This window comes from Microbacterium sp. UBA1097, assembly GCF_002313585.1.
In the GTDB taxonomy this organism is placed as follows: Bacteria; Actinomycetota; Actinomycetes; order Actinomycetales; family Microbacteriaceae; genus Microbacterium.
The window spans coordinates 34,697-59,768 of sequence record NZ_DCBW01000039.1; the positions used below are offsets into that span (position 1 = coordinate 34,697).

At 66.6% G+C, this 25,072-nt stretch carries 26 protein-coding genes; 20 read left to right on the plus strand and 6 right to left on the minus strand.

The window, feature by feature from the left end:
• The first annotated feature begins 295 nt into the window (after positions 1-295).
• The 3 genes from smc to B4F19_RS09790 are packed head-to-tail and all read left to right on the plus strand — an operon-like array spanning position 296 to position 5,247.
• Positions 296-3,802, plus strand: coding sequence for a chromosome segregation protein SMC (smc, locus tag B4F19_RS09780; RefSeq protein WP_292734527.1), 3,507 nt, complete (start codon positions 296-298; stop codon positions 3,800-3,802).
• A gap of 15 nt (positions 3,803-3,817) precedes the next feature.
• The gene (gene ftsY / locus B4F19_RS09785) at positions 3,818-4,690 is read left to right on the plus strand and encodes a signal recognition particle-docking protein FtsY (protein ID WP_228178134.1); all 873 of its coding nucleotides are present in this window, start codon (positions 3,818-3,820) and stop codon (positions 4,688-4,690) included.
• Positions 4,691-4,746: 56 nt separating this feature from the next.
• Entirely contained in the window at positions 4,747-5,247 is a 501-nt protein-coding gene (locus B4F19_RS09790; RefSeq protein ID WP_228178135.1) for a DUF2004 domain-containing protein, read from the plus strand.
• A gap of 15 nt (positions 5,248-5,262) precedes the next feature.
• Here the strand turns inward: B4F19_RS09790 and lipA are convergent, their stop codons facing one another.
• Both lipA and lipB read right to left on the minus strand, forming a co-directional pair.
• Positions 5,263-6,309 (minus strand): lipoyl synthase, encoded by a 1,047-nt coding sequence (lipA, locus tag B4F19_RS09795; RefSeq protein ID WP_292734529.1) that lies wholly within the window; start codon positions 6,307-6,309, stop codon positions 5,263-5,265.
• Complete coding sequence (lipB, locus tag B4F19_RS09800; RefSeq protein WP_292726138.1) at positions 6,306-6,944, minus strand: lipoyl(octanoyl) transferase LipB; 639 nt, start codon at positions 6,942-6,944, stop codon at positions 6,306-6,308. Before lipB ends, lipA begins: the two co-directional genes overlap by 4 nt.
• Positions 6,945-7,019: 75 nt before the next feature.
• Here lipB and B4F19_RS09805 point away from each other — a divergent pair, with 75 nt between their 5' ends.
• The 4 genes from B4F19_RS09805 (at position 7,020) to B4F19_RS09820 (ending at position 12,228) form a co-directional block, all read left to right on the plus strand.
• Positions 7,020-7,580 carry a TetR/AcrR family transcriptional regulator gene (locus B4F19_RS09805; RefSeq protein ID WP_292734531.1) on the plus strand — a complete coding sequence of 187 codons (561 nt, stop codon included), beginning with the start codon at positions 7,020-7,022 and terminating at the stop codon, positions 7,578-7,580.
• A 35-nt stretch (positions 7,581-7,615) separates the two neighbouring features.
• Entirely contained in the window at positions 7,616-9,184 is a 1,569-nt protein-coding gene (gene ffh, locus B4F19_RS09810; protein ID WP_228178139.1) for a signal recognition particle protein, read from the plus strand.
• Positions 9,185-9,529: 345 nt separating this feature from the next.
• Positions 9,530-10,459 carry a hypothetical protein gene (locus B4F19_RS09815; RefSeq protein ID WP_292734534.1) on the plus strand — a complete coding sequence of 310 codons (930 nt, stop codon included), beginning with the start codon at positions 9,530-9,532 and terminating at the stop codon, positions 10,457-10,459.
• Positions 10,456-12,228, plus strand: a complete 1,773-nt coding sequence (locus B4F19_RS09820; RefSeq protein ID WP_292726143.1) for a glycosyltransferase — start codon at positions 10,456-10,458, stop codon at positions 12,226-12,228. Before B4F19_RS09815 ends, B4F19_RS09820 begins: the two co-directional genes overlap by 4 nt.
• Before the next feature lie 9 nt (positions 12,229-12,237).
• On the opposite strand, the gene B4F19_RS09825 is transcribed toward B4F19_RS09820, so the two are convergent.
• The 3 genes from B4F19_RS09825 to B4F19_RS09835 are packed head-to-tail and all read right to left on the minus strand — an operon-like array spanning position 12,238 to position 14,144.
• Positions 12,238-13,398 (minus strand): glutamate--cysteine ligase, encoded by a 1,161-nt coding sequence (locus B4F19_RS09825; protein WP_292734537.1) that lies wholly within the window; start codon positions 13,396-13,398, stop codon positions 12,238-12,240.
• A gap of 60 nt (positions 13,399-13,458) precedes the next feature.
• The gene (locus B4F19_RS09830; RefSeq protein WP_228178143.1) at positions 13,459-13,779 is read right to left on the minus strand and encodes a DMT family transporter; all 321 of its coding nucleotides are present in this window, start codon (positions 13,777-13,779) and stop codon (positions 13,459-13,461) included.
• Positions 13,776-14,144 carry a DMT family transporter gene (locus tag B4F19_RS09835; protein ID WP_228178144.1) on the minus strand — a complete coding sequence of 123 codons (369 nt, stop codon included), beginning with the start codon at positions 14,142-14,144 and terminating at the stop codon, positions 13,776-13,778. Before B4F19_RS09835 ends, B4F19_RS09830 begins: the two co-directional genes overlap by 4 nt.
• A gap of 237 nt (positions 14,145-14,381) precedes the next feature.
• Here B4F19_RS09835 and rpsP point away from each other — a divergent pair, with 237 nt between their 5' ends.
• The 5 genes from rpsP to pyk all read left to right on the plus strand — a co-directional run bounded on the left by rpsP (position 14,382) and on the right by pyk (position 17,940).
• A complete protein-coding gene (rpsP, locus tag B4F19_RS09840; protein ID WP_228178145.1) occupies positions 14,382-14,819 on the plus strand; it encodes a 30S ribosomal protein S16 in 438 nt (145 codons plus the stop codon).
• A gap of 3 nt (positions 14,820-14,822) precedes the next feature.
• Positions 14,823-15,053, plus strand: coding sequence for an RNA-binding protein (locus tag B4F19_RS09845; protein WP_228178146.1), 231 nt, complete (start codon positions 14,823-14,825; stop codon positions 15,051-15,053).
• A 1-nt stretch (position 15,054) separates the two neighbouring features.
• Positions 15,055-15,699, plus strand: a complete 645-nt coding sequence (gene rimM / locus B4F19_RS09850) for a ribosome maturation factor RimM (protein WP_292726148.1) — start codon at positions 15,055-15,057, stop codon at positions 15,697-15,699.
• Between the two features lies 1 nt (position 15,700).
• The gene (gene trmD / locus B4F19_RS09855; protein WP_292726150.1) at positions 15,701-16,393 is read left to right on the plus strand and encodes a tRNA (guanosine(37)-N1)-methyltransferase TrmD; all 693 of its coding nucleotides are present in this window, start codon (positions 15,701-15,703) and stop codon (positions 16,391-16,393) included.
• 125 nt (positions 16,394-16,518) lie between these two features.
• The gene (gene pyk / locus B4F19_RS09860) at positions 16,519-17,940 is read left to right on the plus strand and encodes a pyruvate kinase (protein WP_228178149.1); all 1,422 of its coding nucleotides are present in this window, start codon (positions 16,519-16,521) and stop codon (positions 17,938-17,940) included.
• 19 nt (positions 17,941-17,959) lie between these two features.
• Here pyk and map read toward each other — a convergent pair whose 3' ends face one another.
• Positions 17,960-18,742: a type I methionyl aminopeptidase gene (gene map, locus B4F19_RS09865; RefSeq protein ID WP_228178150.1), complete on the minus strand. Its 783-nt coding sequence runs from the start codon at positions 18,740-18,742 to the stop codon at positions 17,960-17,962.
• A 113-nt stretch (positions 18,743-18,855) separates the two neighbouring features.
• On the opposite strand from map, the gene B4F19_RS09870 reads away from it, so the two are divergent.
• From B4F19_RS09870 to dprA, 8 genes are all read left to right on the plus strand, one after another.
• Positions 18,856-19,347 (plus strand): MFS transporter permease, encoded by a 492-nt coding sequence (locus B4F19_RS09870; RefSeq protein WP_228178151.1) that lies wholly within the window; start codon positions 18,856-18,858, stop codon positions 19,345-19,347.
• Positions 19,348-19,507: 160 nt separating this feature from the next.
• Complete coding sequence (gene rplS / locus B4F19_RS09875) at positions 19,508-19,855, plus strand: 50S ribosomal protein L19 (protein WP_228178152.1); 348 nt, start codon at positions 19,508-19,510, stop codon at positions 19,853-19,855.
• A 145-nt stretch (positions 19,856-20,000) separates the two neighbouring features.
• Entirely contained in the window at positions 20,001-20,768 is a 768-nt protein-coding gene (gene lepB, locus B4F19_RS09880) for a signal peptidase I (protein WP_228178153.1), read from the plus strand.
• Complete coding sequence (locus B4F19_RS09885) at positions 20,765-21,433, plus strand: ribonuclease HII (RefSeq protein ID WP_228178154.1); 669 nt, start codon at positions 20,765-20,767, stop codon at positions 21,431-21,433. Before lepB ends, B4F19_RS09885 begins: the two co-directional genes overlap by 4 nt.
• 64 nt (positions 21,434-21,497) lie before the next feature.
• On the plus strand, positions 21,498-21,821 hold the full coding sequence (locus tag B4F19_RS09890; RefSeq protein ID WP_195691615.1) for a DUF2469 family protein: 324 nt from the start codon (positions 21,498-21,500) through the stop codon (positions 21,819-21,821).
• Positions 21,822-21,915: 94 nt separating this feature from the next.
• The gene (locus B4F19_RS09895; protein WP_228178155.1) at positions 21,916-22,278 is read left to right on the plus strand and encodes a YraN family protein; all 363 of its coding nucleotides are present in this window, start codon (positions 21,916-21,918) and stop codon (positions 22,276-22,278) included.
• A complete protein-coding gene (locus B4F19_RS09900; protein WP_292734541.1) occupies positions 22,275-23,795 on the plus strand; it encodes a YifB family Mg chelatase-like AAA ATPase in 1,521 nt (506 codons plus the stop codon). Before B4F19_RS09895 ends, B4F19_RS09900 begins: the two co-directional genes overlap by 4 nt.
• Complete coding sequence (dprA, locus tag B4F19_RS09905) at positions 23,792-24,961, plus strand: DNA-processing protein DprA (protein ID WP_228178157.1); 1,170 nt, start codon at positions 23,792-23,794, stop codon at positions 24,959-24,961. Before B4F19_RS09900 ends, dprA begins: the two co-directional genes overlap by 4 nt.
• The last annotated feature ends 111 nt before the right edge of the window (positions 24,962-25,072 follow it).

A 25,072-nucleotide genomic window follows, 5' to 3' on the forward strand; every position in this document is an offset into this window, starting at 1 on the left:
GGCGGTGGGAGCGGCGAGCAGTCCCAGGAAGGTCAGTCCCATGGGAGCGCGCAGCGGGGTGTGTCCGAACACTGCATTGCGAATCATCATGGCTGTCCTCCTCTCGTGACGTGTCGCGATCTGGAACGTTAGCGGGTCGAAGCAGCGTTCGTCAAGCAAGCTCCCAGAATTCGAGGACCTCCGGGCGTGTCGCCAGTCCTGGGCCTGGCTCCCTCGGTGAAGCGGCCTAGCAGGGTAGCGTAGGTCGACGGTCGGTGGTGGGGGTCGATACGCCACACGTCGGGAAGGAACGCGCATGCACCTGAAGAGCGTCACGCTCAAGGGGTTCAAGTCATTCGCCCAGCCGACCACCTTCGCCTTCGAACCGGGGGTGACCGCGATCGTCGGACCCAACGGCTCGGGCAAGTCCAACGTCGTCGATGCGCTGGCCTGGGTCATGGGGGAGCAGGGCGCCAAGACCCTGCGCGGCGGCAAGATGGAAGACGTCATTTTCGCCGGTACCTCGACTCGCGGGCCGCTGGGTCGCGCCGAAGTGCAACTCACGATCGACAACAGCGACGGAGCTCTGCCGATCGAGTACTCCGAGGTCACGATCAGCCGGACGCTGTTTCGCAACGGAGCGAGCGAGTACGCGATCAACGGCGAAGGATGCCGTCTGCTTGACGTACAGGAGCTCCTGAGCGACTCGGGACTCGGGCGCGAGATGCACGTCATCGTCGGGCAGGGTCGGCTCGACACAGTGCTGCAGGCCTCTCCCGAAGACCGACGCGGGTTCATCGAAGAAGCCGCGGGGATCCTCAAGCACCGGCGCCGCAAAGAGAAGACGCTTCGCAAGCTCGAGGCGATGGAAGCGAACCTCACGCGCCTGAGCGATCTGGCCGGTGAGCTGCGCCGACAGCTCAAGCCTCTGGGCCGCCAAGCCGAGATCGCCCGGGAAGCTGCCACGATCGCCGCTGTCGTGCGCGACGCGAAGGCTCGCTTGATAGCCGACGAACTCGTCGGCTTGCGTGCGGAGCTGGCAGATCACATGCGGGCCGAGCATGAGCGCCACGCCGAGCGGCTTGTGTTGCAGGATCGATCCGATCAGCTGCGGGTACGGATCGCGCAGCTCGAGGCTGAGCAGCGGTCCGAGGCTGTCGATGGTGCGCGGCGGGTGCTGTTCTCGCTCGAACGCGTGCAGGAGCGCCTGCGCGGGCTGTACTCGCTCGCCGGCCAGCGGTTGACGCTTCTCGGGGAGTCGTCCGATGACGACGGTGCGGCAGTCCGAACCGTCACGAGCGCAATGATCGATGACGCGCGGGCTGAGATCGACGAGGTTTCTGCAGGTCTCGTGGATGCCGAGGATGCGGCATCCGAGGCTGCCCGTGACGTCATGCGAGCTCGAGCCGAACTCGACGCCCTGGATGTCGACATCGCCGAGCAGAGCGCGCTGGTTTCGCAGCATGAGATGAAGCTCACCGCTCTGCGGGGGTCGGCGGACGCCGCAGCGTCAGCGCTGGCGGCCATCGACGATGCGCTGGCACGGCAGCAACGCGCATTGGATGCCGCGACCGCTCGTCGCGAGTCGGCGGCGGCGGAGCTTGCCGGGGTCGATCCCGAGCTCGTTCCCGAGGGCAGCTCGGCGCAGTACGCAGCCGAGTACGACGAGGCTGGCCGCCGGGCGACGGATGCCGAGACCCGCGTCTCGGAGCTCCGGGACCGCCTTCACGAGACCGAACGCGAGATCGAAGCGCTCACCGCCCAGACCACGGCGCTGACGCGCGCGCTGGGCGTCAAGAACGCCTCAGCTGACCTGATTGCTGAGGAAGCTCCCGGGGTTCGGGGCCTGGTCGGTGACGCCATTCAGATCACGCCCGGGTATGAGGCCGCGATCGCCGCCGTGCTCGGTCCCCGCGCCGAAGGTGTGCTGGTGGACAGCCTCGAGGATGGCTTTGCGCTGGCCGAGCGAGTGCGTAACGCCGATCGCGGGGTGGTCGATTTTGTCATCGGCGAGGTCGCGGAAGCGGTTGAGGATCTTTCTGGATTCGGTTCGCTGCGGCCCGCCCCAGATGTTGTCACCGGTCCCGCCGGTGTGCGGGCGCTTCTGGCGCGTGTCGTCATCGCGGACGACCTCGACGCAGTTCGGAAGAGCGCGCCGCAGGTGGTCGCCGACCCGCGCACGATCACCGTCGTCACCCGGGCGGGTGAGGTGTTCACAGGCTCGTCGCTGCGAGCAGGCGCGGGAGCCTCTCGATCCCGACTTGAGCTCCTGGCCGAACGAGACGCTGCCGCCGACCGTCGCGATGAACTCGTCGTGGTGGCCGACTCCCTGCGGGAGGCGCTCGCCGATGCGCGCGCCGAGGCCGAGGAGGCCAAACGCCACACGAGCGCGGCGCTGACCCGGCTGCGTGAGCACGACGCAGCGGTGGCTGCGCACGCGGAACAGGTCAACCGCGCCACCGTGCAAGTCGAGGCTGCCAGCGCGGAGTGTGAACGGCTTGAGGCAGGACTCGCGCAGGCGCAGGCTGCCCGGGATGATGCTGCGGCAGCCGCAGCGTCGGCTCAGGCGCAATTGCAGCATGCCCTGGAGGCGCCGCGTCCCATTCTTGACGCATCGGCTCGCGACGGGCTTCTCGAGGCACTCGAGGGTGCGCGGGAGCACGAGATGCGGGCGCGGCTCGAGGTCGAAACGCTCCGTGAGCGGGTTCGCGCCGGACAGGCGCGTGTGCAGCAGCTGGAACGCCAGCGCGAGCGCGAGGCCGCGGCTGCCGCCGAAGCGGCGCGACGCGCTGTCATTCGTCGACGCCAACGTCAGGTTGCCGCCGATGTCGCAGCGACCCTGCCGGCCGTCCTGGATTCGGTCGACCGATCGGTCTCGGCGGCGCGTCTCGAGCTCGCTGAAGCCGAGTCGGCCCGCTCCGCCGTCACGTCAGAGCTGTCGGCAGTTCGGGCCGACGAAGCCGCGGTTCGGGAACGTCTGGCAGGACTCACCGAAAGCGTTCACGGGCTCGAGCTGCAGATGCACGAGAAGCGACTTCACGTGACGAGCATCCTTGACCGGGCGCGATCGGAACTGAGTCTTGAGGAAGACATTCTCGTTTCCGAATATGGGCCCGATCAGCCGATTCCTGCTGACGACGGCGAAGAGCCGGTGGCTTTCGACCGCGCGAGTCAGCGGAAGCGGCTCCAGGATGCCGAACGCAAGCTAGCGCAACTCGGTCGGGTGAATCCGCTCGCGCTCGAGGAATTTGCCGCGCTCGAACAGCGACACACGTTCCTCACGGAGCAGCTCGCCGACCTCACCAGCACGCGAAAGGACCTCGTCACGATCATCGAGGACCTCGATGAGCGGATGCAGACGATCTTCCTCGCCGCGTTCGACGACACCCGGACCGCGTTCGACGAGGTCTTTCCGATCCTGTTCCCCGGGGGCTCGGGGAGCCTGAGCCTGACCGATCCGGACAACCCGCTGACTACCGGAATCGAAGTTGCGGTGCGGCCGGTCGGAAAGAAGATCGAGCGGCTCTCGCTGCTGTCTGGCGGCGAGAGATCCCTCGCGGCGGTCGCGCTGCTGACGGCGATTTTCAAGGCCCGTCCGAGCCCGTTCTACATCCTCGACGAGGTGGAGGCGGCGCTCGACGACGCCAACCTCGGGCGACTCCTGGGTGTGTTCGAGCAGCTGCGCGCCAGTAGTCAGCTCATCGTGATCACCCATCAGAAGCGGACGATGGAGATCGCCGACGCACTCTACGGTGTCTCGATGCGACAGGACGGCGTCTCGGCTGTCGTTGGCCAGCGGATCGCCGATCGCGCGGCCAGCTGACCGTAGGCTGGAGCTATGGCCGAATCATCCTGGTCGCTCGGACGAGCGCTACGCGGCATGTTCGTCAAACCCACGATCGATGAGACGACGTGGGAGGACCTTGAGACGGCGCTCCTGACAGCCGACTTCGGCCCTGACATCACCGAGCGCATCGTGGATGAGCTGCGCGAGAAGGTCGACCGGTATCGGACCACTGATCCGCGTGACCTGCAGCGGATGCTCAAAGAAACGCTCGAAGAACACTTCGCGAGATTCGACACCACGCTCAAGCTCACCGAGCGCCCCGCCGTCGTGCTCGTGGTCGGGGTCAACGGGGTGGGAAAGACCACGACCATCGGCAAGTTCGCGAACTTCTTGCGCCGCTACCAGCGCAGCGTCGTCGTCGGCGCTGCCGACACCTTCCGCGCCGCTGCCGTCGACCAGCTCGCGACCTGGGCTGAGCGTGGCGGCGCGCATATCGTCCGGCCGCAGCATGAGGGGCAAGACCCGGCATCCGTGGCCTTTCAGACGATCGAGTACGCGAAGAACACCGGAACCGAGATCGTGCTCGTCGACACGGCAGGGCGCCTGCACACCAAGGGCGGCCTCATGGATGAGCTCGGCAAGATCCGCCGGGTCATCGAGAAGCAGGCGCCGATCAGTGAGGTCCTCCTCGTCCTGGACGCAACAACGGGGCAGAACGGCGTCATGCAGGCCGAGGCGTTCCTGGAGCACGCCGGCGTCACCGGCCTCGTTCTCACCAAGCTCGACGGCTCAGCGAAGGGCGGGTTCGTCCTCGCTGTTCAGGAGCGCACCGGCATCCCTGTCAAGCTGCTCGGGCAGGGCGAAGGAATCGGCGATCTCACCGGCTTCACCCCGCACGTTTTCGCTGCCGCCCTCGTCGATTGACGCCGCGCCGGGCGCGGGGACTATCGGTCGGCCCCCGGGGCTGGTTTCATGGGGTCATGGCGATCGAGCACGACTTCTTCGGCCTGCTGGAATCTGGTCCGGACGGTTCGATCTTCTGGTCTGAGAACGTCGAGTTCGCAGACCAGTCGGTCACCGTCGATCTGACCGCGCCCGATCAAGACGATGTCTCTCCGGACGCGCTCGATGTAGCCGCGAGCCTCATCTCGTCTCTCGAGACGATTGATCGGATCGCGCGCGAGGCGATGGTGTCGCAGCTGAGCGAGCGCACCAGCGAGGTAACCGAGTACATCCTGCAACAGCAGGAAATGCTGGGCGAGGAGTTGGAGTCGTTCCTCGTCGACATTTCCGGAGACACGCACATCGACGTCATCCGTGCCCTGCAACTGATGAGCATGACGATCCTGGCCGACGAACACGGCGGATCCGACCCGTTCGCCGTGCTCGAGTACGCCCTCGACCCGGATGCCACCGACGACGTGCTCCTGGTGAACATCGCCTCGGACGGCACGGTGCTCTCGGTCACCAGCGCTGATTGACCGCGCCCAGCTCGCTCACACGGCTTGAGCGAAGCTCAGGCCTTCGCGCGCGATGTCGTCGGCGAGGTGCGACAGGTTGTCGGGGATCTGTCGTCCCTTCGACAGCATCGACTGTGCCCACAGCCGCCCGGCGCGGTACGACGAACGGACGAGGGGCCCCGCCAGCACGCCGAGGAATCCGATCCGCTCGGCCTCCTCTTTGAAGGCGACGAACTCGTCGGGTTTGACCCAGCGCGCGACTGGCAGGTGACGCGGTGAGGGCCGCAGGTACTGCGTGATGGTGATGATGTCGGTGCCGGCTTCGTGGAGGTCGCGCAGAGCCTGAACCACTTCCTCGGGCTCCTCGCCCATTCCGAGGATGAGGTTGGACTTGGTGATCAACCCTGCCTGCCGAGCCTGGGTGAGAACGTCGAGCGAGCGCTCGTAACGGAACGCGGGGCGGATGCGCTTGAAGATCCTCGGGACGGTCTCGACGTTGTGGGCGAAGACCTCCGGGCGCGCCGCGAACACGTCATCAAGAAGGGCAGGCTCGCCGTTGAAGTCGGTAGCGAGCAACTCGACACCGGTGCCGGGATTCACGGCGTGAATCTGCCGCACCGTTTCTGCGTTCAACCATGCGCCCCCGTCGGGCAGGTCGTCGCGGGCGACGCACGTGACGGTGGCGTACCTCAGCTGCATCCGCTGGACACTCTCGGCGACCCGCCGCGGCTCGTCGGTGTCGTAGGCGGCGGGCTTTCCCGTGTCGATTTGGCAGAAGTCGCAGCGTCGGGTGCACTGAGATCCGCCGATGAGGAAGGTTGCCTCGCGGTCTTCCCAGCACTCGTAGATGTTGGGGCATCCGGCCTCTTGGCACACCGTGTGAAGACCCTCATCTTTCACCAGGTGCTGCAGCTGGGTGTACTCCGGCCCCACCTTGGCTTTCGTGCGGATCCAGTCTGGCTTGCGCTCGATGGGAGTCTGCGCATTGCGGACTTCGAGCCGCAGGAGTTTTCTGCCCTCGGGGGCAGTCTGCGCTCCGGTGGCGGACGCGCCGCCTGTCGATCCTGTCCCGCATGCACTCATGCTGTGACCTCCGCGTACTCTCGCTCGAACTGTTCGACGACGGTGGCCAGGACGTCTGCTGGTGCGACGGGCGCGCCGACCACCTCGCTGACCGTCGTGACGCCGGCATCCGTGATCCCGCAGGGGATGATCCCGCGGAAACCGGCGAGCGTGTTGTCGCAGTTGACAGCGAAACCGTGCATCGTCACACCCTTTTCCACGCGCACCCCGATGGCCGCCACCTTGTCTTCGGACAGGGGGCGGCGAACCCAGACGCCGCTGCGACCCTCGACCTGGTACCCCTCGACGCCGTGCTGCGAGAGGGCGGAGATGAGCAGCCGCTCGAGGCGACGGACGTGGGCCACGACATCGATCGGATCGGGAAGCCGCACGATCGGATAACCGACGAGCTGCCCGGGACCGTGCCACGTGATCTTCCCGCCGCGATCGACGTCGATCACCGGTGTCCCGTCGGCGGGACGCTCGTGCGGCTCCGTCCGCTTGCCAGCCGTATAGACCGCGTCGTGTTCGAGCAGGACGAGCGTGTCGGGGCGGGAACCTGCGACGACCTCGCGGTGGATGCGGCGCTGCATCTCCCAGGCGTCGAGATAGGGAACTGTCGCGGGAGACAGGCCCGCCACCACCACATCGAGCACGCAAGCCTCCGCAGTTTCTGGACTGCGTCCAACAATACGCTGAATCCTGGAAACGCCGACGTGTACCCTTCCTCCATGTCCGGAGGCAGGCCACATGCGGTATCGCGGGATTCAATCGCTGAAGCGGCATGCGAGCTCTTCCTCGAACAGGGCTACGAGCGCACGACTGTCGCGCATATCGCTCGCCGTGTCGGAGTGAGCAGGTCGAGCTTCTTCAACTACTTCGAGTCGAAGTCCGAAGTGTTCTGGTCGGGCCTGGATGAGCGGATCGAGTTTCTCGACGGATTCCTCGCTGCGGCGTGCCCGTCTTCGCGGGCGGCAGAGGTCGTGGCGGATGCTGTGCGTGAGGCCTTCTCGCGGTTCACCCCCGATGCGCTGGCGCTTGCGCTCGTGAACTCTGAAGCGATGGGAGTCGTTCCCGAGTTGACCCAGGAGATGGCGACGCGGCAGTGGCGTATCGCTGCGTCCATCAGCCCCTACCTGCGTCGAACGGGAGAGGAAGCGCTCGCCGCCGAAGTGCACGCCGCAGCCTACGCGGGGGCTGTCGTCGCTGCGCTGCGGGCCTGGGCGCTGGCTGGTGCGGGGCGCGAGAGCCTTGACGATCTGCTTCGTCGCGCCCTGGGAGTGCTTCGCTGATCCCCGGGGGCACGCTCACGTAGAATCGGACGATCATGGCAACCTTCGGCACGCTCTCGGATCGCCTTACCGAAACCTTCCGCAACCTCCGCACCAAGGGCAAGCTCACGCCCGCGGACGTCGATGGGACCGTCCGCGAAATCCGGCGCGCACTTCTGGATGCCGACGTCGCGCTCCCTGTCGTCAAGGAGTTCACCGCGAAGGTGCGAGAGCGCGCGCTCGGCGACGAGGTCAACCGTGCCCTCAACCCGGCCCAGCAGGTCGTCCAGATCGTCAACGAGGAGCTGATCGGCATCCTCGGCGGGCAGCAGCGGCGACTGCAATTCGCCAAAACGGCTCCGACTGTCATCATGCTGGCGGGCCTGCAGGGGTCGGGAAAGACGACCTTCGCGGGCAAGCTCGCGAAGATGCTCGAGAAGGACGGTCATACACCGCTTCTTGTGGCCTGTGACCTGCAGCGCCCCAATGCCGTGAACCAGCTCCAGGTCGTCGCCGAGCGGGCCGGAGCCGCGATCTACGCGCCCGAGCCCGGCAACGGCGTCGGAAACCCCGTGAAAGTCGCCAAGGATGGCGTCGAGTACGCGAAGCAGAAGCAGCACGACATCGTCATCATCGACACCGCAGGTCGGCTGGGTGTGGATGCCGAGCTGATGAAGCAGGCTGCCGACATCCGGAAGGCGACTGACCCCGACGAGGTGCTGTTCGTCATCGACGCGATGATCGGCCAGGACGCCGTCAACACCGCGAAGGCTTTCCAGGAGGGCGTCGACTTCACGGGAGTTGTCCTCTCCAAACTCGATGGCGACGCACGCGGTGGCGCCGCCCTGTCTGTGGCATCGGTCACCGGTCGCCCCATCATTTTCGCGTCCACGGGCGAAGGGCTGGACGACGTCGAGCCTTTCCACCCCGACCGGATGGCGAGCCGGATCCTCGATCTCGGTGACATCCTCACCCTCATCGAACAGGCGCAGAGCGCCTTCGATGAGGCCGAAGCGGCCAAGATGGCCGAGAAGCTCGCGACTGAGCAGTTCACGCTCGAGGACTTCCTCGAGCAGATGCAGCAGCTCAAGAAGATGGGCTCGATGAAGAAGATGCTCGGGATGCTTCCGGGCATGGGCCAGATGAAGCAGCAGCTCGACGACTTCGATGAGCGCGAGATCGATCGCACCGAGGCCATCATCCGGTCGATGACGCCCGGCGAGCGGCGCAACCCGAAGATCCTCAACGGATCGCGGCGCCTGCGTATCGCGCGCGGTGCGGGGATGACGGTCACCGATGTCAATCAGCTCGTGCAGCGGTTCGATCAGGCGGCCAAGATGATGAAGACCGTCGCGCGCGGCGGTGTTCCCAACATCCCCGGCATGGGTCCGGTTCCCGGCGGCGGTCGGCCCGGTGCGTCAGCCAAGCGCGGCAAGCAGTCCAAGGCGCAGAAAGCACGCCAGGGTTCCCGATCGGGCAACCCCGCGAAGCGCGCTGCCGAAAACGCCGGTCTCGCGACGCAGAACGCGACACCCACCGGTTCGGGCTTCGGCCTGGGCGGCGGGCAGCAGGCTCCGACCGAGGCCGACCTTGCTGAACTCCAGAAAATGCTCGGAAAGAACTGACGCCCGCGCGCTGACATTGCGCAGCTGAACTCTCGCCGCGGGACCGGGGCGTTCGCTACAATCCGCACGTCATCTGTCTTCCCCGGCGAGCGGAACCGAGAATGTCCGTGCTCAGCGGTCAGCACCTGTTCGACCGTGATGTGCCGCGCTTTCTCGAGAGCCCCGCGGGCGTGCTCCCGCCCTACCCTCGGCGCACATGGCTGCGCTGGGCGATGCGGGGAGTGCTCGCTCTCCCGCTGATCGTCGTCGTCGTGCGCTACGCGCTGCTGGCTCCCGAACCGTGGCACGACACGGCCAATCAGGCGCTGCTGTCCCGCGTGCGCGACGGAGCAGGTCAGCCAGCTCTTGACGACGTTCTCGCCGCCGCTGGGCGCGCTGCCGGCCCTGGTCCTCCCGTCGGAGTTACTCCTCGCGCTCGGCGGAGCGCTGCTGGGAGGTTTCTTCCTCCAGGGTCTTGACCAGGCGATGTTCCGCCGCGGGCTGCATGGCATCATCCGTCTCGTCGTCCTGGTCTCGCTGCTGATCTCGCCGGTGTTCGTTCTGCTCGCGGCAACCGACATCACAATGTTCGGCGCCGTCGTCCTTTTCGGCTTCGGACTCATCGACATCGTGCGTTTTGAGAATCTCGCCAACACCCAGGCGGGATTTCGTGCAGGGCTGTTGCTCGGGGCAGCGGCGATGACCGACGTACGGGCCATCCCACTCGTTCTCACCGTGGCGATCGTGGGTACTCTTCTCATCCACTCCCGCCCACAGGCCCGGGCGGCGAACGCGGTGATCGTGGCCTTTCCCACCGTCGCGGTCACTGTCGCGCTCGCCCTCGCCGGCGTGATCATCGGCTCGGGACCGCTCACTTTTCTCCGCACCGATGCGACAAGTGCCGCCCGCGCGATCGAGGCGCTGGTCTCGGATCCGCTCAGCGAGCCGCTCATGCTGTATCTCGCGCCCGTGCTTGTTGTGGCGATAACCGCGGGAGTGTTCGGATTCGCGCGCTCGGGCGTCATGATGCTCTTGATCGCGGTGGGTGCTCTGGCGGGTGTGCTGGTGGGTTCCCCGCTGATCGCCGCTGCAGCGCTCGCCTATCTGCTGGTGCACATCTCGGTCACCATCCTTCCGACCGAATCGCCAGCCCAGCATGCGGCGATCGTCGTGATGTGTTCCGTTCTCGTCGGCATCGTCGGGTGGGTGGTCGCCTCGCGACTTCCCGAAGCCCAGGAGTGGTCGGTCGTCTTCACCGGTTTCGGTTCGGTTCCGTCTGGCGGGGGCGACGGATGACGGACATCGATGTGAGCCTCCTGGATGTCGGCTTTCGCGCGGTGTACGCCCGTGAAGGGTGGATTCCGCTCGCGGCCGGTGAGGACGGCACGATCCTGGTCGGGGCGTCTCGCGAGTTGAACCCCGCGCAGGGGGAAGCGATCGCAGACGATCTCGGCGCACCGATCGAGGTGGTTCCGGTGAGCCAGCAGTTCATCGTCGATGCCGTGATCGAGGTGTTCGCGGCAGAGTTCGCTGCCGAGGCGGCAGATGGTCTCGCAAATGCCAATCCGGTGCGCTCGGCACGCACCGTGCTCTCCCGAGGCCAGGTCATCGGGTTCGCGATCGCGGCGAGCGTCGCCGTGCTCGGTGCACTCTTGCTGACCGGCGCGACACTCGTCGTCATCCTCGCTGCCATCAATCTCTTCTTCCTGGCCAGCGTGCTGTTCAAGTTCGTCGTGGCCTTCCGGGGATCCCGCTACGACCTCGTGAACAAGGTGTCGCAGTTCGAACTGGCGATGCTCGACGAAGACGAGCTGCCGTTCTACACCGTGCTGGTGCCGGTCTTTCGCGAAGAGAAGGTCGTCGCGCAGCTCATGACCAATCTCGGTCGCCTGGACTATCCGCGCGACCGCCTCGAGGTGCTGATCCTCGTCGAGGAGGGCGACGACGCAACCCGTGCGACGATCGCTCGGTCAGTAGTCCCGGAGCACTTCATCGTCGTTCCGGTTCCGGCCGGGGTGCCGCAGACCAAGCCCCGCGCGTGCAACGTCGGCCTCGAGCTGGCACGGGGGGACTTCCTCGTGATCTTCGATGCCGAGGATGCGCCCGAGCCCGACCAGCTGAAGAAGGCGGTCATCGTGTTCTCGCGAACCGATGAATCGACAGCCGTCGTGCAGGCCTCGCTCAACTACTTCAACGCGCGGGAGAACGCCCTCACGCGTCTGTTCACGCTCGAGTACGGGGCGTGGTTCGACTACATGCTCATGGGTCTCGAGGACTCCGACCTTCCGATCCCGCTCGGTGGAACGTCCAATCACTTCCGGATGACGGCGCTTCGACGCCTCGGGGGATGGGACCCGTACAACGTCACCGAGGATGCCGACCTCGGCATCCGCGCCAGCGCACTGGGCTATCGGGTCGGTGTCGTCGATGCCACGACGATGGAGGAGGCGACCTCGCGGGTCCCGCAGTTCATCAAACAGCGCAGCCGATGGATCAAGGGATACATGCAATCCGCTCTGGTGCACTCGAGGCAGCCCATCGCGCTGATCCGTCGGATCGGCCTGCGGCGCTTCGCAGCGTTCGCTCTGCTGATCGCAGGCACGCCGTTCACGTTCCTCAGCGTCATCCCGTTCGCGATCCTGCTCGTGCTCGCCCTCGCGCTGCCGTTCTATGTCGTTCCCGTTGAGGTTCCGCCGATCGTGATCGTGTTGAGCGCCTTGAACTTCTTGCTCGGCTACTCCCTGCTGATCTACATGAACATGATGGGCCCGTATAAACGGGGATTGTTCGGGCTCGTGCCCTGGGCCCTCTTGAAACCGGTGTTCTGGGTTCTGCACTCCATCGCGGCGTACAAGGCGCTGTGGCAGCTGATCACCAGGCCGCACTACTGGGAGAAGACCGAACACGGAACCTCCCGGTTCGCTGCGCCGCACGTCGACACCGCGGAGCATCCCGATCCCGCGCTGCCTGAGGAACCAGCCTCCGATGATCCGGAGGCGGGCCTCAGCCCCGAGGAGCGGGACGCGCGCAGCGCCGGGGAGCGTCAACGCCGGATGTCGTGGTGAATCTCCCCGCTAGCGCAGAGCGTTCAGGTGATCGCGTAGCGTCGGCCCGTCGCGGAACTCGGTGACGAGGTGACGCACGACTGCTCGCAGGTCTCCGCCGTTCTCGTCCGCCACCCTCAGTTGCCGTTCGTAGCTGGCACCGGTGGCGAGGATCTTCTCGACGCCGGCGAATTCCTTGGCGCATTTGAGCTGGACAGAGATCTCGGCGAGGTCATCCAGAACGTCGCGGAGGTGCTGACGAACTGGCGCGAGTGTTCCGTCCCGGTCGACGATGATCTCGGCATCCAGTCCGTACCTGGCCGCCCGCCACTTGTTCTCGCGGAGGAACCAGGGTTGGATGCCGGTCAGTTCTTCCCCGGCGTCGAGTCGCCGTGAGAAGTGCTCCACCAGCACCTGGATGAGCGCCGCGACCGCTGCAAGCTCGGGCAGCGTCGACATCCCGTCGCACGCGCGCACCTCGATCGTGCCCCAGCGTGGTGCGGGCCGGATGTCCCAGCGCACCTCGGTCGCATCCTCCATGACGCCCGTGCGCACCATGTCGTCGAGGTAGGCCTCGAACGCTGCCCAGTCATCGAGCAGCCAGGGCAGTCCCGCGGTGGGCAGTTGCTGGAAGACGAGCGCCCGGTTCGACGCGTAGCCGGTGCGGTCGCCAGCCCAGAAAGGACTCGACGCCGACAGCGCCTGAAGGTGGGGGAGATACGTCGATAGGGCGCGGATGAGCGGCATGACCTTGTTGACGTCCTCGACACCCACATGGATGTGGATGCCCCAGATCATCATGTTCCGGCCCCACCACTGGGTTCGCTCGATGAGCGCCTGGTACCGAGTCTTGTCGGTGACCTCCTGGTCGTACCACTGCGCGAAGGGGTGCGATCCGGCGCACATCAGGTCGAGGTCCCGCGGCTCGGTCGCCGTCCGGAGTGCACGGATGCCGTCCACCATGTCTTCGGCGGCGGCGGCCACTGTCGCGCCGATTCCGCTGGTCACCTCGACCGTGTTCGTGAGCAGCTCGCTCGTGAGCGAAAAGCGTTCGAGCTCGATTGCTGGCGCGAGCTCGTCGAGGATCTCGGGAGCGCGACCGACAAGGTCACCCGTGCCGCGGTCGGCGAGCATGATCTCCCACTCGAGACCGACGGAGGAGCGAGCGGATGTCGCAAAGCCGAGCGTCATGGCGTCAGTTTCGCATGCGTCGTGTCACCGGGCGCCCATTGCGGCCCGGTGCATCGACGATCAGGAAGCGCCGATCTCGATGAGCAGGACGCCTCCGGCGATCGCCACGACCCCCAAGCCCATCAGCCAGGTGAACGGCTCATCGAACAGAATCTTCGCCAACACCGCCGTCAACGCGACACCGGTAGCCGACCAGATTCCGTAGGCCACGCCGACAGGCATCCCCTCGGCAAGACACAGGAACAGCAGTGTGAAGGCGATGACGTAGGACGCGATGACCGGCGCGATCCAGACGGTGCGCCGAAAGCCCTCCGATGCCCGGAGGGACATCGTGCCGGTGACTTCGAAGACGATGGCGCCCACGAGGTACACCCACATCACTGTGCGTCCTCCGGATCACTCGCCGCCCGTCGCGGTACCGTGCGTGCAGCCCCGGCTCCGAACTCCACGAGAAACACCCCGGCGACGACCACGACGATGCCGAGGCTCATGAGCCACGTCAATGGATCCCCGAACAGCACCGATGCGAGCACTGCCGTCAGCGCGACTCCGGAGGCCGCCCACACTCCGTATGTCAGGCCGATGGGCGCACCGGCCCGCAGCAGGAGCGTGAGGCAGGCAAAAGCTCCCACGTAACCGATCCCGACGCCGACGAACCAGATAGCCGAGTCGACCGAAAGGCGAAGCGAGAGAGTGCCGCCCACCTCCAGCACGATCGCACCGATCAGATAGAGCCACTTCGTCACGCTGCACCTCCGCCTGGGGCAGTCTCTTGTCGTGTCACGGCTCACACGCTACCGGCGACGTGTGTCGACATCGGACGACAATCGGCGCGGTTCTCGGCATCCGGTCGGATCTGGCAGAATAGAGGGTCGGACCGCGCTCGACCCTCTATCCAGCGCGTCCACCCCCTGAGCTTCCGCCGGGTGTGCACCCCACGCTCCAGGCGATCAGTTCGTTCGAATCCACCACACAGGAGAATCGTGGCTGTCAAGATCCGCCTCAAGCGGCTCGGTAAGATCCGTGCCCCGTACTACCGCATCGTCGTCGCAGACTCGCGCACCAAGCGTGACGGGCGCGTCATCGAAGAGATCGGCAAGTACCACCCGACCGAGGAGCCCTCGTTCATCGAGGTCGACTCTGCTCGCGCCCAGTACTGGCTGAGCGTGGGCGCTCAGCCCACCGAGCAGGTGCGTGCCATCCTCAAGATCACCGGCGACTGGGGAACCTTCAAGGGCGACAAGAACGCCACCTCGACCCTGAAGACTGCAGAGACCAAGGAGGCCTTCGAGGCCGACTCGGCCAAGAAGTCGGTCATCAAGCCCAAGGCTGAGAAGAAGGCTGAGGAGGCCCCCGCGGCCGACGCCGACGCCGACGCTGCACCCGAGGCCGCTGAGTCGGCCGAGACCGCAGAAGCCTGATCCGTGCTCGCCGCCGCGCTCGAACACGTCGTCAAGGGAATCGTCGACAACCCGGATGACGTGCGTATCCTTTCGTCGGAGTCCTCACGTGGTGAGGTGCTCGAGGTGCACGTGCACCCCGACGACCGAGGACGCGTCATCGGGCGCGGCGGTCGCACGGCCAAAGCTATCCGCACCCTGATCTCGGCCCTGGCCGACGGGCGCCGCGTGCGGGTTGACGTCGCGGACGACTGACGTGGTCGATTCGGACGGGCGTCCGGCGCCGCCCCCTTCGGCAGGAACCCAGCTTCGGGTCGGACGCCTGGTGAAGGCGCACGGGCTGAAGGGTGCACTGAAACTTGAGCTCTACACCGATAACCCCGACGGCCGATTTGTCCCGGGAGCGACGTTCACCCTCCAGGTTCCCGACACCTCGCCCTGGCACGGCAAGCCGTTGACCGTTCGGGAGTTCCGCTGGATGAACTCCCACCCCGTCGCCTTCTTCGAAGGTGTCGATGATCGGACCGCCGCAGAGAGCCTCGTGCGTGCCATCCTCTGGGTCGATGAGGCAGCCGACGCGGCATCCGAGGAAGAGGATGCCTGGTTCGATCACCAGCTCGTCGGCCTCGACGTCCGCCGCGGTGACGCCTCCGTCGGCCGCGTTATCCGCGTTGAGCATCTGCCGGCGCAGGACCTGCTGATCGTGCGCACCGAGGCCGAGAGCGAAGTGCTCGTGCCCTTCGTCAAGGCGATCGTTCCGGTGGTCGATCCCGCTGCGGGGTATGTCGTCGTCACGCCGCCGGCTGGCCTGTTCGAGGAGCTCGTCGACGAGGATCCCGAACCCGCCGCATCCTCTGACGATTCCCCCGAGGACCCGGCTGCCGACACCGACGGGAACTGACGTGCGGATCGACGTCGTCACGATCTTCCCCGGGTTCTTCGACGTCCTCGAGGTTTCGCTGATCGGCAAGGCTCGCGAGCGTGGCCTCCTCGATGTCCGCGTTCACGATCTGCGTCAGTGGACGCATGACCGTCACCGCACCGTCGATGACACGCCCTACGGGGGCGGTGCCGGGATGGTCATGAAGCCCGAACCCTGGGGCGAGGCGCTGGACGAACTCGCTCCAGTCGATGCGTCACCTCGGCCGACGATCGTGTTCCCGTCGCCGGCTGGGGAACTGTTCCGCCAGTCGACCGCGCGTGAGCTCGCTCTCGAGGAGCACCTCGTCTTCGGGTGCGGACGGTACGAGGGCATCGACGAGCGCGTGTTCGAGGAGGCCTCCGCGCGCGGCTCGGTTCGCCTCATAAGCCTCGGTGACTACGTTCTCAACGGGGGCGAAGTGGCGGCCATGGCGATGATCGAAGCCGTCGGACGCCTCATTCCTGGGATGGTCGGCAACCCGGCGAGCATCGTCGAGGAGTCCCACGAAAATGGGCTCCTGGAGTATCCGTCGTACACGAAGCCCGCCGTTTGGCGAGATCGCGCCGTGCCCGACATCCTGCTCAGCGGCAATCACGGTGCGATTGCGCAGTGGCGCGCAGAACAACAGATCGAGCGCACCCGGACGCGCCGCCCTGATCTGCTACCGGAGTGAGCGGGCGCCGCTGAGGCGGCCCTCCGCCAGCGTGGGGAGTCACCGACTTGTCACATGCGAGAAACCCGCCGGCCGGTTCAGCGCGACAGACTGAGAGTCCGTCACCCGCTGAAGGGACCGTTGCCATGCGCCGCGCCAAGATCGTCGCCACCCTGGGACCAGCAACATCCTCATACGACCAGATCGAGGCTCTCGTTCGCGCGGGGATGGATGTCGCGCGGCTGAACATGAGCCACGGCGAGTGGGACATTCACGAGCGGTCGTACGCCAACGTGCGCCGCGCGGCTGACGCCACGGGGCGTGCGGTCGGCATCCTCGCGGATCTGCAGGGGCCGAAGATCCGGCTCGGACGCTTCGCAGACGGCCCGCACCACCTCGAGCCAGGCGACATCTTCACGATCACCACCGAAGACGTCGAGGGGACGCGCGAGATCTGCGGGACCACGTTCCCGCAGCTGGCCTCGGATGTCGTCGCCGGCGACACGCTGCTCATCGACGACGGCAAGGTGCGCCTGCGAGTGCTCGATACCGACGGCGTCCGGGTCCGCACCGAGGTCGTCGTCGGGGGAGCGGTCTCGAACAACAAGGGAATCAATCTTCCCGCCGTGGCAGTCAGTGCACCCGCGCTGAGCGCGAAGGACGAAGCCGACCTGCGCTGGGCGCTGGCGCTCGGTGTCGACATGATCGCGCTCTCGTTCGTGCGTTCGCCCAAGGACGCGCAGCGGGCCCGGATCATCATGGCCGAGGAGAATCGCCGCATCCCGATCATCGCGAAGATCGAGAAGCCGGAGGCCGTCGAGCACCTGCAGGAGATCATCGACGCGTTCGACGGTGTCATGATCGCGCGGGGCGATCTCGGCGTGGAGTTGCCGCTGGAAACCGTGCCGATCGTGCAGAAGCGGGCGATCGAACTGGCACGACGCTGGGCGAAGCCGGTGATCGTTGCGACCCAGATGCTCGAATCGATGATCGAGAATCCGGTGCCGACCCGCGCCGAAACCTCGGATGTCGCCAACGCCGTGCTCGACGGTGCTGACGCTGTGATGCTCTCGGGCGAGACGAGCGTCGGTGCGCATCCCGTCACAGTGGTCGAGACGATGGCGCGGATCGTCAGATCAACCGAGGAGACCGGGCTCGAGCGCGTACCTCAGCTCGGCACGAAGCCTCGGACGCAGGGCGGCGCTCTGACCCTCGCTGCCGCGACGATCGCCGACTTCGTCGACGCGAAATTCGTGTGCGTGTTCAGTCAGTCCGGCGACTCAGCCCGTCGTATGGCGCGGCTTCGCCACCGCGTGCCGATCCTCGCTTTCACCGATCTGCCGGGAACCCGGTCCCGTCTGGCGCTCAGCTGGGGCGTGGAGCCGTTCCTGGTCGCGCGGGCCACCTCGACCGACGGGCTCATCGAACTGCTCGACCGGGTGCTCATCGAGGCCGGTCGGGCGGTTCCCGGCGACGTCGTGATCATGACCGCAGGGGCGCCCCCGGGGACGCCGGGGTCGACGAACAACGTGCGGGTGCACCGCGTCGGTGCCTCCGACGGGTCTTGACCGCGAGTGCAGTCGCTACTCAGCTGACGCCGAGGAAGCTCCGGTCGGTGAGGATGACGGGGCCATCCTCCGTGATCGCGATCGTGTGCTCGGAGTGAGCCCCGCGCGAGCCGTCCGCGCTGCGTAGCGTCCAGCCGTCGGCATCCGTTCGCAGCTGGTCCGTCGACTGCAAGAACCAGGGTTCGAGTGCCAGCACGAGTCCGGCGCGCAGGGGGTAGCCCCGGTGTGGTTTGCCATCGTTGGGGACGTGCGGGTCCCCGTGCATCTCGCGCCCCACGCCATGACCGCCGAAATCCGTGTTGATCGAAAGGCCCTCGCCGTGAGCGACGGCGGCGATGGCTGCCGAGATGTCGCCGATGCGGTTCCCGACGACAGCCGCACCGATCGCGGCGTCCAAGGCGCGCTCGGTCGTGTCGATGAGGACGAGGTCCTCGTCACGCGGCGTGCCCACCACGAAAGACACCGCGGAGTCGGCGACCCAGCCGTCGACCGATACGGCGAAATCGAGCGTCACGAGGTCACCGTCTCGGATGGCGTAGTCGAAGGGAAGTCCATGGAGCACGGCGTCATTGATCGACGTGCAGATGACCTTGCCGAAAGGACTCGCCCCGAAGGACGGGTGGTAGTCGATGTAGCACGACTCGGCGCCCGCCTTGCGGATCATTTCGTGCGCTCGGCGGTCGATGTCGAGGAGGTTCGTGCCGACGCGGGTCTCATCGCGCAGGGTCGCGAGCACTTCGGCGACGAAGCGACCCGCCGGTTTCATCGCCTCAATCTCGGCAGGGGTGCGCAACTCGATCATCAGTTTCCTCTCGACCGATCCATTCTGTCCGATCTACTATCGATCGGCTGTGAGGATGCCTCGCATCGCGCGCCCCGGATGCCGCGGCCCAGAGCCGGGCGTAGCATCGAAGCATGTGGCTGCGACGCGCGTATTACGGCTGGATGATCCCCGCCGCCTTCGTGCTGCCGTTGTGGCTCTTCGTCGGCTGGATCGCATTCAACGCCGGCGCGTGGGCGTTGCTGTGGGTCTTGCTCATGGCCATTCCCTCGGTACTCATCGGCCAGCTCGTGCTCACGCTCTTGGTCCGCGCGCGTCCGACCGCCCGGTCTGAGCGAGCGGTGTCGTGGTGGGATGTCGCAGGATTCACGGTGTGGCACGCCCTCACCATCGCGCTGGGCTTCTTCGTCGCAGCGTGGTGGTTCCCCGTCTTCCTGCTGACGGTCGCCGTCGGGCTTTCGCTCTTCTGGCTGATGCTCTGGCAGCTGTGGCGCGAAGCACGTCCGGGCCTGTCTACGCTGCGTAGCGCGTCTGGAGTGTCATACATCCCGCCCTCGCCGTCGACTCCGCCGCGCCGCGAGGACCCCGAGGTCATCGTCATCACCGAGCAGCAGCGCGGCTCCTGACGGTTTTGTTCGCGGCGGCTGTCGTGGCAGAATAGCTGTTTGTGCCTTGACGGATTCTGCCTCAGGGGAATCCACCGCCGGTCCTGACCGCGGTTCGGCACGCCTCATCCTTTTCTATCCACCCGCGACCGACCTGTGGCGGCCGCAGAGAGTAGCGATCATGCAGACCCTCGATATCGTCGACGCAGCCTCCCTGCGCAGCGACATCCCCGCTTTCGGCCCCGGCGACACCGTCAAGGTGCACGTGAACATCGTCGAAGGAAGCCGCTCGCGCGTCCAGGTCTTCCAGGGTGTCGTGCTCGGTCGCTCCGGCGACGGCGTGCGCGAGACCTTCACCGTCCGCAAGATCAGCTTCCAGGTGGGCGTCGAGCGTACCTTCCCCGTGCACAGCCCGATCATCGACAAGATCGAGCTCGTCACCCGCGGTGACGTGCGTCGAGCGAAGCTCTACTACCTCCGCGAGCTCCGCGGCAAGAAGGCAAAGATCAAGGAGAAGCGCGACAACTGAGTCCGCACCTCTCCACGTGTGCCCCGGTACCCCTCGGTGTCGGGGCACACGTGTCTTCCCTGGGTGTTGCCCGCCACCCGGGAGCCCCATCGTGTGACACCCTTATCTGAGCGTCCGCAGCACGGCGGACGGATTGGATCGCTGCATGACTTCCGACGCCGAGGCACCCGCTGAGCCCGTGACACGGTCGCAGCGGCGTCGAGAGGGAGGCCGGCGCGGCGGCTGGGTGTTCCTGCGCGATGTGCTCGTCATCATCCTGATCGCCGTCGTCGTTTCGGCTCTGGTGAAGACGTTCCTGGTCCGTTCGTTCTACATCCCGTCGAGCTCCATGGAGAACACGCTTCAGGTCGACGACCGCATCCTCGTCGACGAGCTCACGCCGCGATGGAACGGGTACCAGCGCGGTGACATCGTCGTGTTCCAGGACCCGGGTGGATGGCTTCCCCCGAGCGTGCGCCCGGCACAGTCTCCGTTCGTCGAGGGCATCGATTGGCTGCTCACGCTGGTCGGTCTCTCGGTCTCGGACTCCGAAGACCACCTCATCAAGCGGGTCATCGGGGTCCCCGGTGACCACGTCGTGTGCTGCAACGCGCTCGGCCAGATCACGATCAACGACGTGCCGATCGACGAGTCGGCATACGTCAAGCTCGACCCGGGCCAGAGCGCGCCGGATCCTGTGCCGTTCGATGTCGTCGTTCCCGACGGGAGCCTCTGGGTCCTCGGCGACAACCGTGACCACTCGAAGGATTCTCGATTCAACCAGGACCAACCAGGTTCTGGGTTCGTGCCGATGGAGAACGTCGTCGGTCGCGCATTCGTGATTACGTGGCCGATTGCTCGGTGGGGACTCCTGGACCCGCACAGTGAGGTCTTCGCCGGGGTTCCCTCGGGCGAGGGAGCCGACGCTCGATGACGAACGCATCGCGAGCGGTCCCGCGCCTCACCCTGGAGCGGAAGCTGCTGCGCGAGTACGACCTCGTCATCTCGTGCGACGAGGTCGGTCGCGGCGCTCTTGCAGGGCCGGTTGCTGTCGGGGCTACCGTGACAGATGCTGCGCTGTCTCGCCGCCGCGTTCCCGAGGGGTTGCGCGACTCGAAGCTGATTCCCGAACCGCGCCGTGCGGAGCTGGCTCGACGCGCCGCTGGTTGGGTCGTCGACAGTGCTGTCGGGTGGGCGAGCTCGGCCGAGATCGATGAGATCGGCATCCTTCCCGCGCTCGGGCTCGCGGCCAGGCGCGCGCTGGCGGAGCTCACGGCCCACGGCGTGGACCTGTCGCGCGCGATCGTGATCCTCGACGGGAACCACGACTACATCTCGCGGGCAGCCGGGCCCCGACTCACGGTCCGCCCCGTGATCAAGGCCGATCGCGACTGCGCGGGCGCTGCTGCGGCATCCGTCATTGCGAAGGTCGCCCGAGACGACCTCATGGTCGGTCTCCACGACGACCTGCCCGCCTACCAGTGGGTTCGCAACAAGGGGTACGCGAGTCCCGAGCACCGTGCTGCGATCCTCGAGCACGGGGTGAGCGATCACCATCGGGTGTCGTGGGCCTTCGCTGGAGCTCCGACGCTCTTCTGAGGTGCCCCAGGAGGAGCCTGGCCGTGGTCGCTTGCCGCATCCCGGGAACTAGGATGAAAGCACCATGGATGACGAGGTCTTCGAGGACTACGACCGCGAACTGGAACTGGCGCTGTATCGCGAGTACCGGGACGTCGTACACCAGTTCCAGTACGTGATCGAGACGGAGCGACGCTTCTACCTCGCCAACGATGTCAATGTCGTTCGCCGGGACACGGAGCACGACTTCTACTTCGAGATCACGATGAACGACGTGTGGGTGTGGGACATTTACCGCGCGGATCGATTCGTGAAGTCCGTGCGCGTGCTCACCTTCAAGGACGTCAACGTCGAGGAACTCCAGCGCGGCGACTTCCAGTTGCCCGACGAGCTCACGCTCGACAGCTGAGCGTCTTTCCTCCCCAGGGGGTTCATTCCCCAGCTTCTTCGTTTCTTGCCTCGACCTTCGCGCTCGCCGATCCGTGTGCGGCGACGCTGGAGATATGGCACGCAAAGACGAGCTCGGCAGAGCGGGCGAAGAGGCCGCCGAGGCCTACTTTCGGGCACGAGGCTTCGAGATCCTCGATCGCAACTGGCGTTGCCGGGCGGGTGAGATCGACCTCGTCGTTGCCGACGCCGACACTGTCGCCATCGTCGAAGTCAAGACGCGACGCTCTGCCGCTTTCGGTCATCCGTTCGAGGCGATCGATGGCCGAAAGCTCCATCGTCTGCACCAGCTGGCGCGGGAGTGGCGCACCGCCCACCGTGATTCGGCGGGCAGCCGTCGCTTGCGCGTCGACGGGCTCGCCATCACCGGCGACCCGACGGCGCCCCTGCGGATCGAGCACCTGCGAGACCTCGCGTGAGCCTGGCCCGAACGTGGGCGATTTCGCTGGTGGGAATCGAGGGGGTCGCCGTCGAGGTCGAGGCCGACCTTTCCGATCAGCTGCCTGACTTTCGCATCATCGGACTTGCCGACCGGGCGCTGGGAGAGTCATCTCAACGCGTACGCAACGCCTGCGCCAACAGCGATGTGCCGCTTCCCAGCAGGCGCCTGACCGTCAATCTCTCGCCCGCAAGCCTTCCCAAACACGGCTCCGGGTTCGATCTCGCGATCGCTGTCGCTGCCCTTGCCACGCAACTGCCGATTTCGGCAGACGCGCTGATCCGCACTGCGCATATCGGCGAACTCGGCCTCGACGGCAGATTGCGTCCGGTCCCCGGCATCCTTCCCGCGGTTATGGCTGCCGCTCGCGCGGGGCTCGAGACCGTTGTCGTGCCGCGAGCCAGTGAAGACGAGGCAGCGCTTGTGCCCGGAATCACGGTGGTCGGTGCGACGAGTCTCGGCGATGTGTTGTCACGCCACGGGATCGACGCACGAATTCCCGAGGCCGATCCCGTCGACGCGTCTGCTGACGGCGACGCGGCCGAGGAGACGCTGGACCTTGCCGACGTCGTCGGCCAAGACGAGGCGGTTGCCGCGGTCCTTGTAGCGGCGGCTGGTGGGCACCATCTGCTGATGACCGGTCCGCCGGGCGCCGGCAAGACGATGCTCGCCCGACGGCTCCCCGGGATTTTGCCGCCGTTGGATGATGACGCTGCCCTTTCTGCGGCATCCATCCGTTCGCTCTCGGGGAGCGCTGTCACCCATCTCTCCCGCATCCCGCCGTTCGAAGCGCCGCACCACAGTGCGAGTGCTGCAGCCCTTGTCGGCGGCGGCACCCGGGCTCCGCGCCCGGGCGCGATCGTCCGCGCCAGCGAGGGCGTGCTGTTCCTGGACGAGGCTGCAGAGTTCGCCACCACGGTGCTCGATGCGCTGCGGCAACCTCTCGAGTCCGGGCGCATCACCGTTCATCGGGCCGGATACACGGCGTCTTTTCCCGCACGCTTTCAGCTGGTGCTGGCTACCAACCCGTGCCCGTGTGGAAACCGGGGGCTTCGGGATGCCGTGTGCGAATGCCCGTCGCAGGCGATCAGGCGCTACCAAAACCGGCTGTCTGGCCCGCTTCTTGATCGCGTCGACATCGAGTTGACCCTGCTGCGGGTCGGCCGTGTGCCCGAGGCGCGGGGAGCCCTGGACTCGACTCGGGCTCGAGCCCTCGTGGTCGACGCCCGCAACCGGGCCGCGCGCCGCCTTTCGGATACGCCGTGGCGGCGAAATGCCGACGTGCCGGGCACGTGGCTGCGCTCCGGCGCGGGGGCGCTTCCGCCCGGGGTTCGCGCTCCTCTCGATGCTGCACTGGCCCGGGGCAGTCTGACGCTGCGCGGCTACGACCGGGTTCTTCGGGTCGCGTGGACACTCGCCGACCTCGACGGCGAACGGATGCCGACACCCGACCACATTGGCCGAGCGCTGTTCCTGAAGAGAGGAACCATCTCATGATCGATCCGCAACGCGCTCGCGATGAGCTCGGTGCCCTCGTGGCTGGCCCGCTCTCCGACGACGACATCCTCGATCGATACGCCCGCGTGGTCTGGAACAGTCTCACCGAGCCGGGTGACGCGGCGGCAGGCATCCTGACGGGTTCGCTCGGGGCATTCGAAGCGCTGGCTCGCGTGCGGCGCGGAGACATCAGCGACAGCATCCTCGAGCCCGGCGAAGCGCGGGCGGCGATGCAACGATGGGAACCGAGGATGCGGCCGGGTACGGTGTCCGGGGTACTGCGCACAGCGCGTGCCGCCCGGCTGCGATTGATAACACCAGCTGACGAGGTCTGGCCGGATGCCGTCGATGATCTGGGAGTTCACGCGCCGGTCGCGTTATGGGTCCGTGGGGACCCGCGATCCATTGCGACGGCATGCACCGGTGTGGCTATCGTCGGAGCGCGTGCCGCCACCTCCTATGGCGAACATGTGGCGGGAGAGTTCGCCGCGGAACTGGCAGCTTCGGGCATCCCCGTCGTCTCTGGAGCGGCGTTCGGTATCGACGCCGCAGCTCACCGCGCGACCCTCGCCGGTGGCGGTCACACAATCGCCCTGATGGCGGGCGGCCTGGAACGGGCCTATCCGCAGGCTCACACCGACCTCGTCGAGCGCATCGCCGCGACGGGAGCCGTCGTGGGGGAGGTCGCGCCCGGCTCGGCTCCGACAAAGTGGAGGTTCCTCCAGCGCAACCGCCTCATCGCAGCGCTGTCGGCCGCGACAATCGTGGTCGAAGCCGGGTGGCGCAGCGGATCCCTGAACACCGCCCATCACGCGAGCGCCCTGGGTCGGCTCATCGGAGCAGTGCCTGGGCCCGTCACAAGTGCGGCCTCAGCTGGCTGTCACCGGTTGCTCCGCGAACTCGAAGCGACCTGCGTCACGACGGCTGGCGAGGTACGGGAGCTGATCGGTTGGGGCGAGCTCATCGGTCCAGGCGATCAGGAAGCCGCGACGCGCACCACCGACGCAACGCGTGTACGCGACGCTCTCAGTGCACGGGTCGCGCGGACGCCTCAGGAGATCGCGCGGCGCAGTGGCCTGGGCATCGCCGACGTCCAGTCCCATCTCGGGATGCTGTACCTGGACGGCGCCGTCACAAGCGACGCGGCAGGCTGGCGTCTCGCGTGAGATGCTCGGGGCAGAAAGGCGCTGAGGCTTCGCGATCTTGAGCGCGCGACAGCGGGTAGGTCGCGCCACACCGCAGCGGGCTCCAGTCCCGTTCGAGCAGCTGAGGCATCC

Coding starts and splice junctions, on each gene's coding strand:
- smc (WP_292734527.1), top strand. CDS start 296: ATGCACCTGAAGAGCGTCACGCTCAAGGGGTTCAAGTCATTCGCCCAG.
- ftsY (WP_228178134.1), top strand. CDS start 3,818: ATGGCCGAATCATCCTGGTCGCTCGGACGAGCGCTACGCGGCATGTTC.
- B4F19_RS09790 (WP_228178135.1), top strand. CDS start 4,747: ATGGCGATCGAGCACGACTTCTTCGGCCTGCTGGAATCTGGTCCGGAC.
- lipA (WP_292734529.1), bottom strand. CDS start 6,309: ATGAGTGCATGCGGGACAGGATCGACAGGCGGCGCGTCCGCCACCGGA.
- B4F19_RS09805 (WP_292734531.1), top strand. CDS start 7,020: ATGTCCGGAGGCAGGCCACATGCGGTATCGCGGGATTCAATCGCTGAA.
- ffh (WP_228178139.1), top strand. CDS start 7,616: ATGGCAACCTTCGGCACGCTCTCGGATCGCCTTACCGAAACCTTCCGC.
- B4F19_RS09820 (WP_292726143.1), top strand. CDS start 10,456: ATGACGGACATCGATGTGAGCCTCCTGGATGTCGGCTTTCGCGCGGTG.
- B4F19_RS09825 (WP_292734537.1), bottom strand. CDS start 13,398: ATGACGCTCGGCTTTGCGACATCCGCTCGCTCCTCCGTCGGTCTCGAG.
- pyk (WP_228178149.1), top strand. CDS start 16,519: ATGCGCCGCGCCAAGATCGTCGCCACCCTGGGACCAGCAACATCCTCA.
- map (WP_228178150.1), bottom strand. CDS start 18,742: ATGATCGAGTTGCGCACCCCTGCCGAGATTGAGGCGATGAAACCGGCG.
- B4F19_RS09870 (WP_228178151.1), top strand. CDS start 18,856: ATGTGGCTGCGACGCGCGTATTACGGCTGGATGATCCCCGCCGCCTTC.
- rplS (WP_228178152.1), top strand. CDS start 19,508: ATGCAGACCCTCGATATCGTCGACGCAGCCTCCCTGCGCAGCGACATC.
- lepB (WP_228178153.1), top strand. CDS start 20,001: ATGACTTCCGACGCCGAGGCACCCGCTGAGCCCGTGACACGGTCGCAG.
- B4F19_RS09885 (WP_228178154.1), top strand. CDS start 20,765: ATGACGAACGCATCGCGAGCGGTCCCGCGCCTCACCCTGGAGCGGAAG.
- B4F19_RS09890 (WP_195691615.1), top strand. CDS start 21,498: ATGGATGACGAGGTCTTCGAGGACTACGACCGCGAACTGGAACTGGCG.
- B4F19_RS09895 (WP_228178155.1), top strand. CDS start 21,916: ATGGCACGCAAAGACGAGCTCGGCAGAGCGGGCGAAGAGGCCGCCGAG.
- dprA (WP_228178157.1), top strand. CDS start 23,792: ATGATCGATCCGCAACGCGCTCGCGATGAGCTCGGTGCCCTCGTGGCT.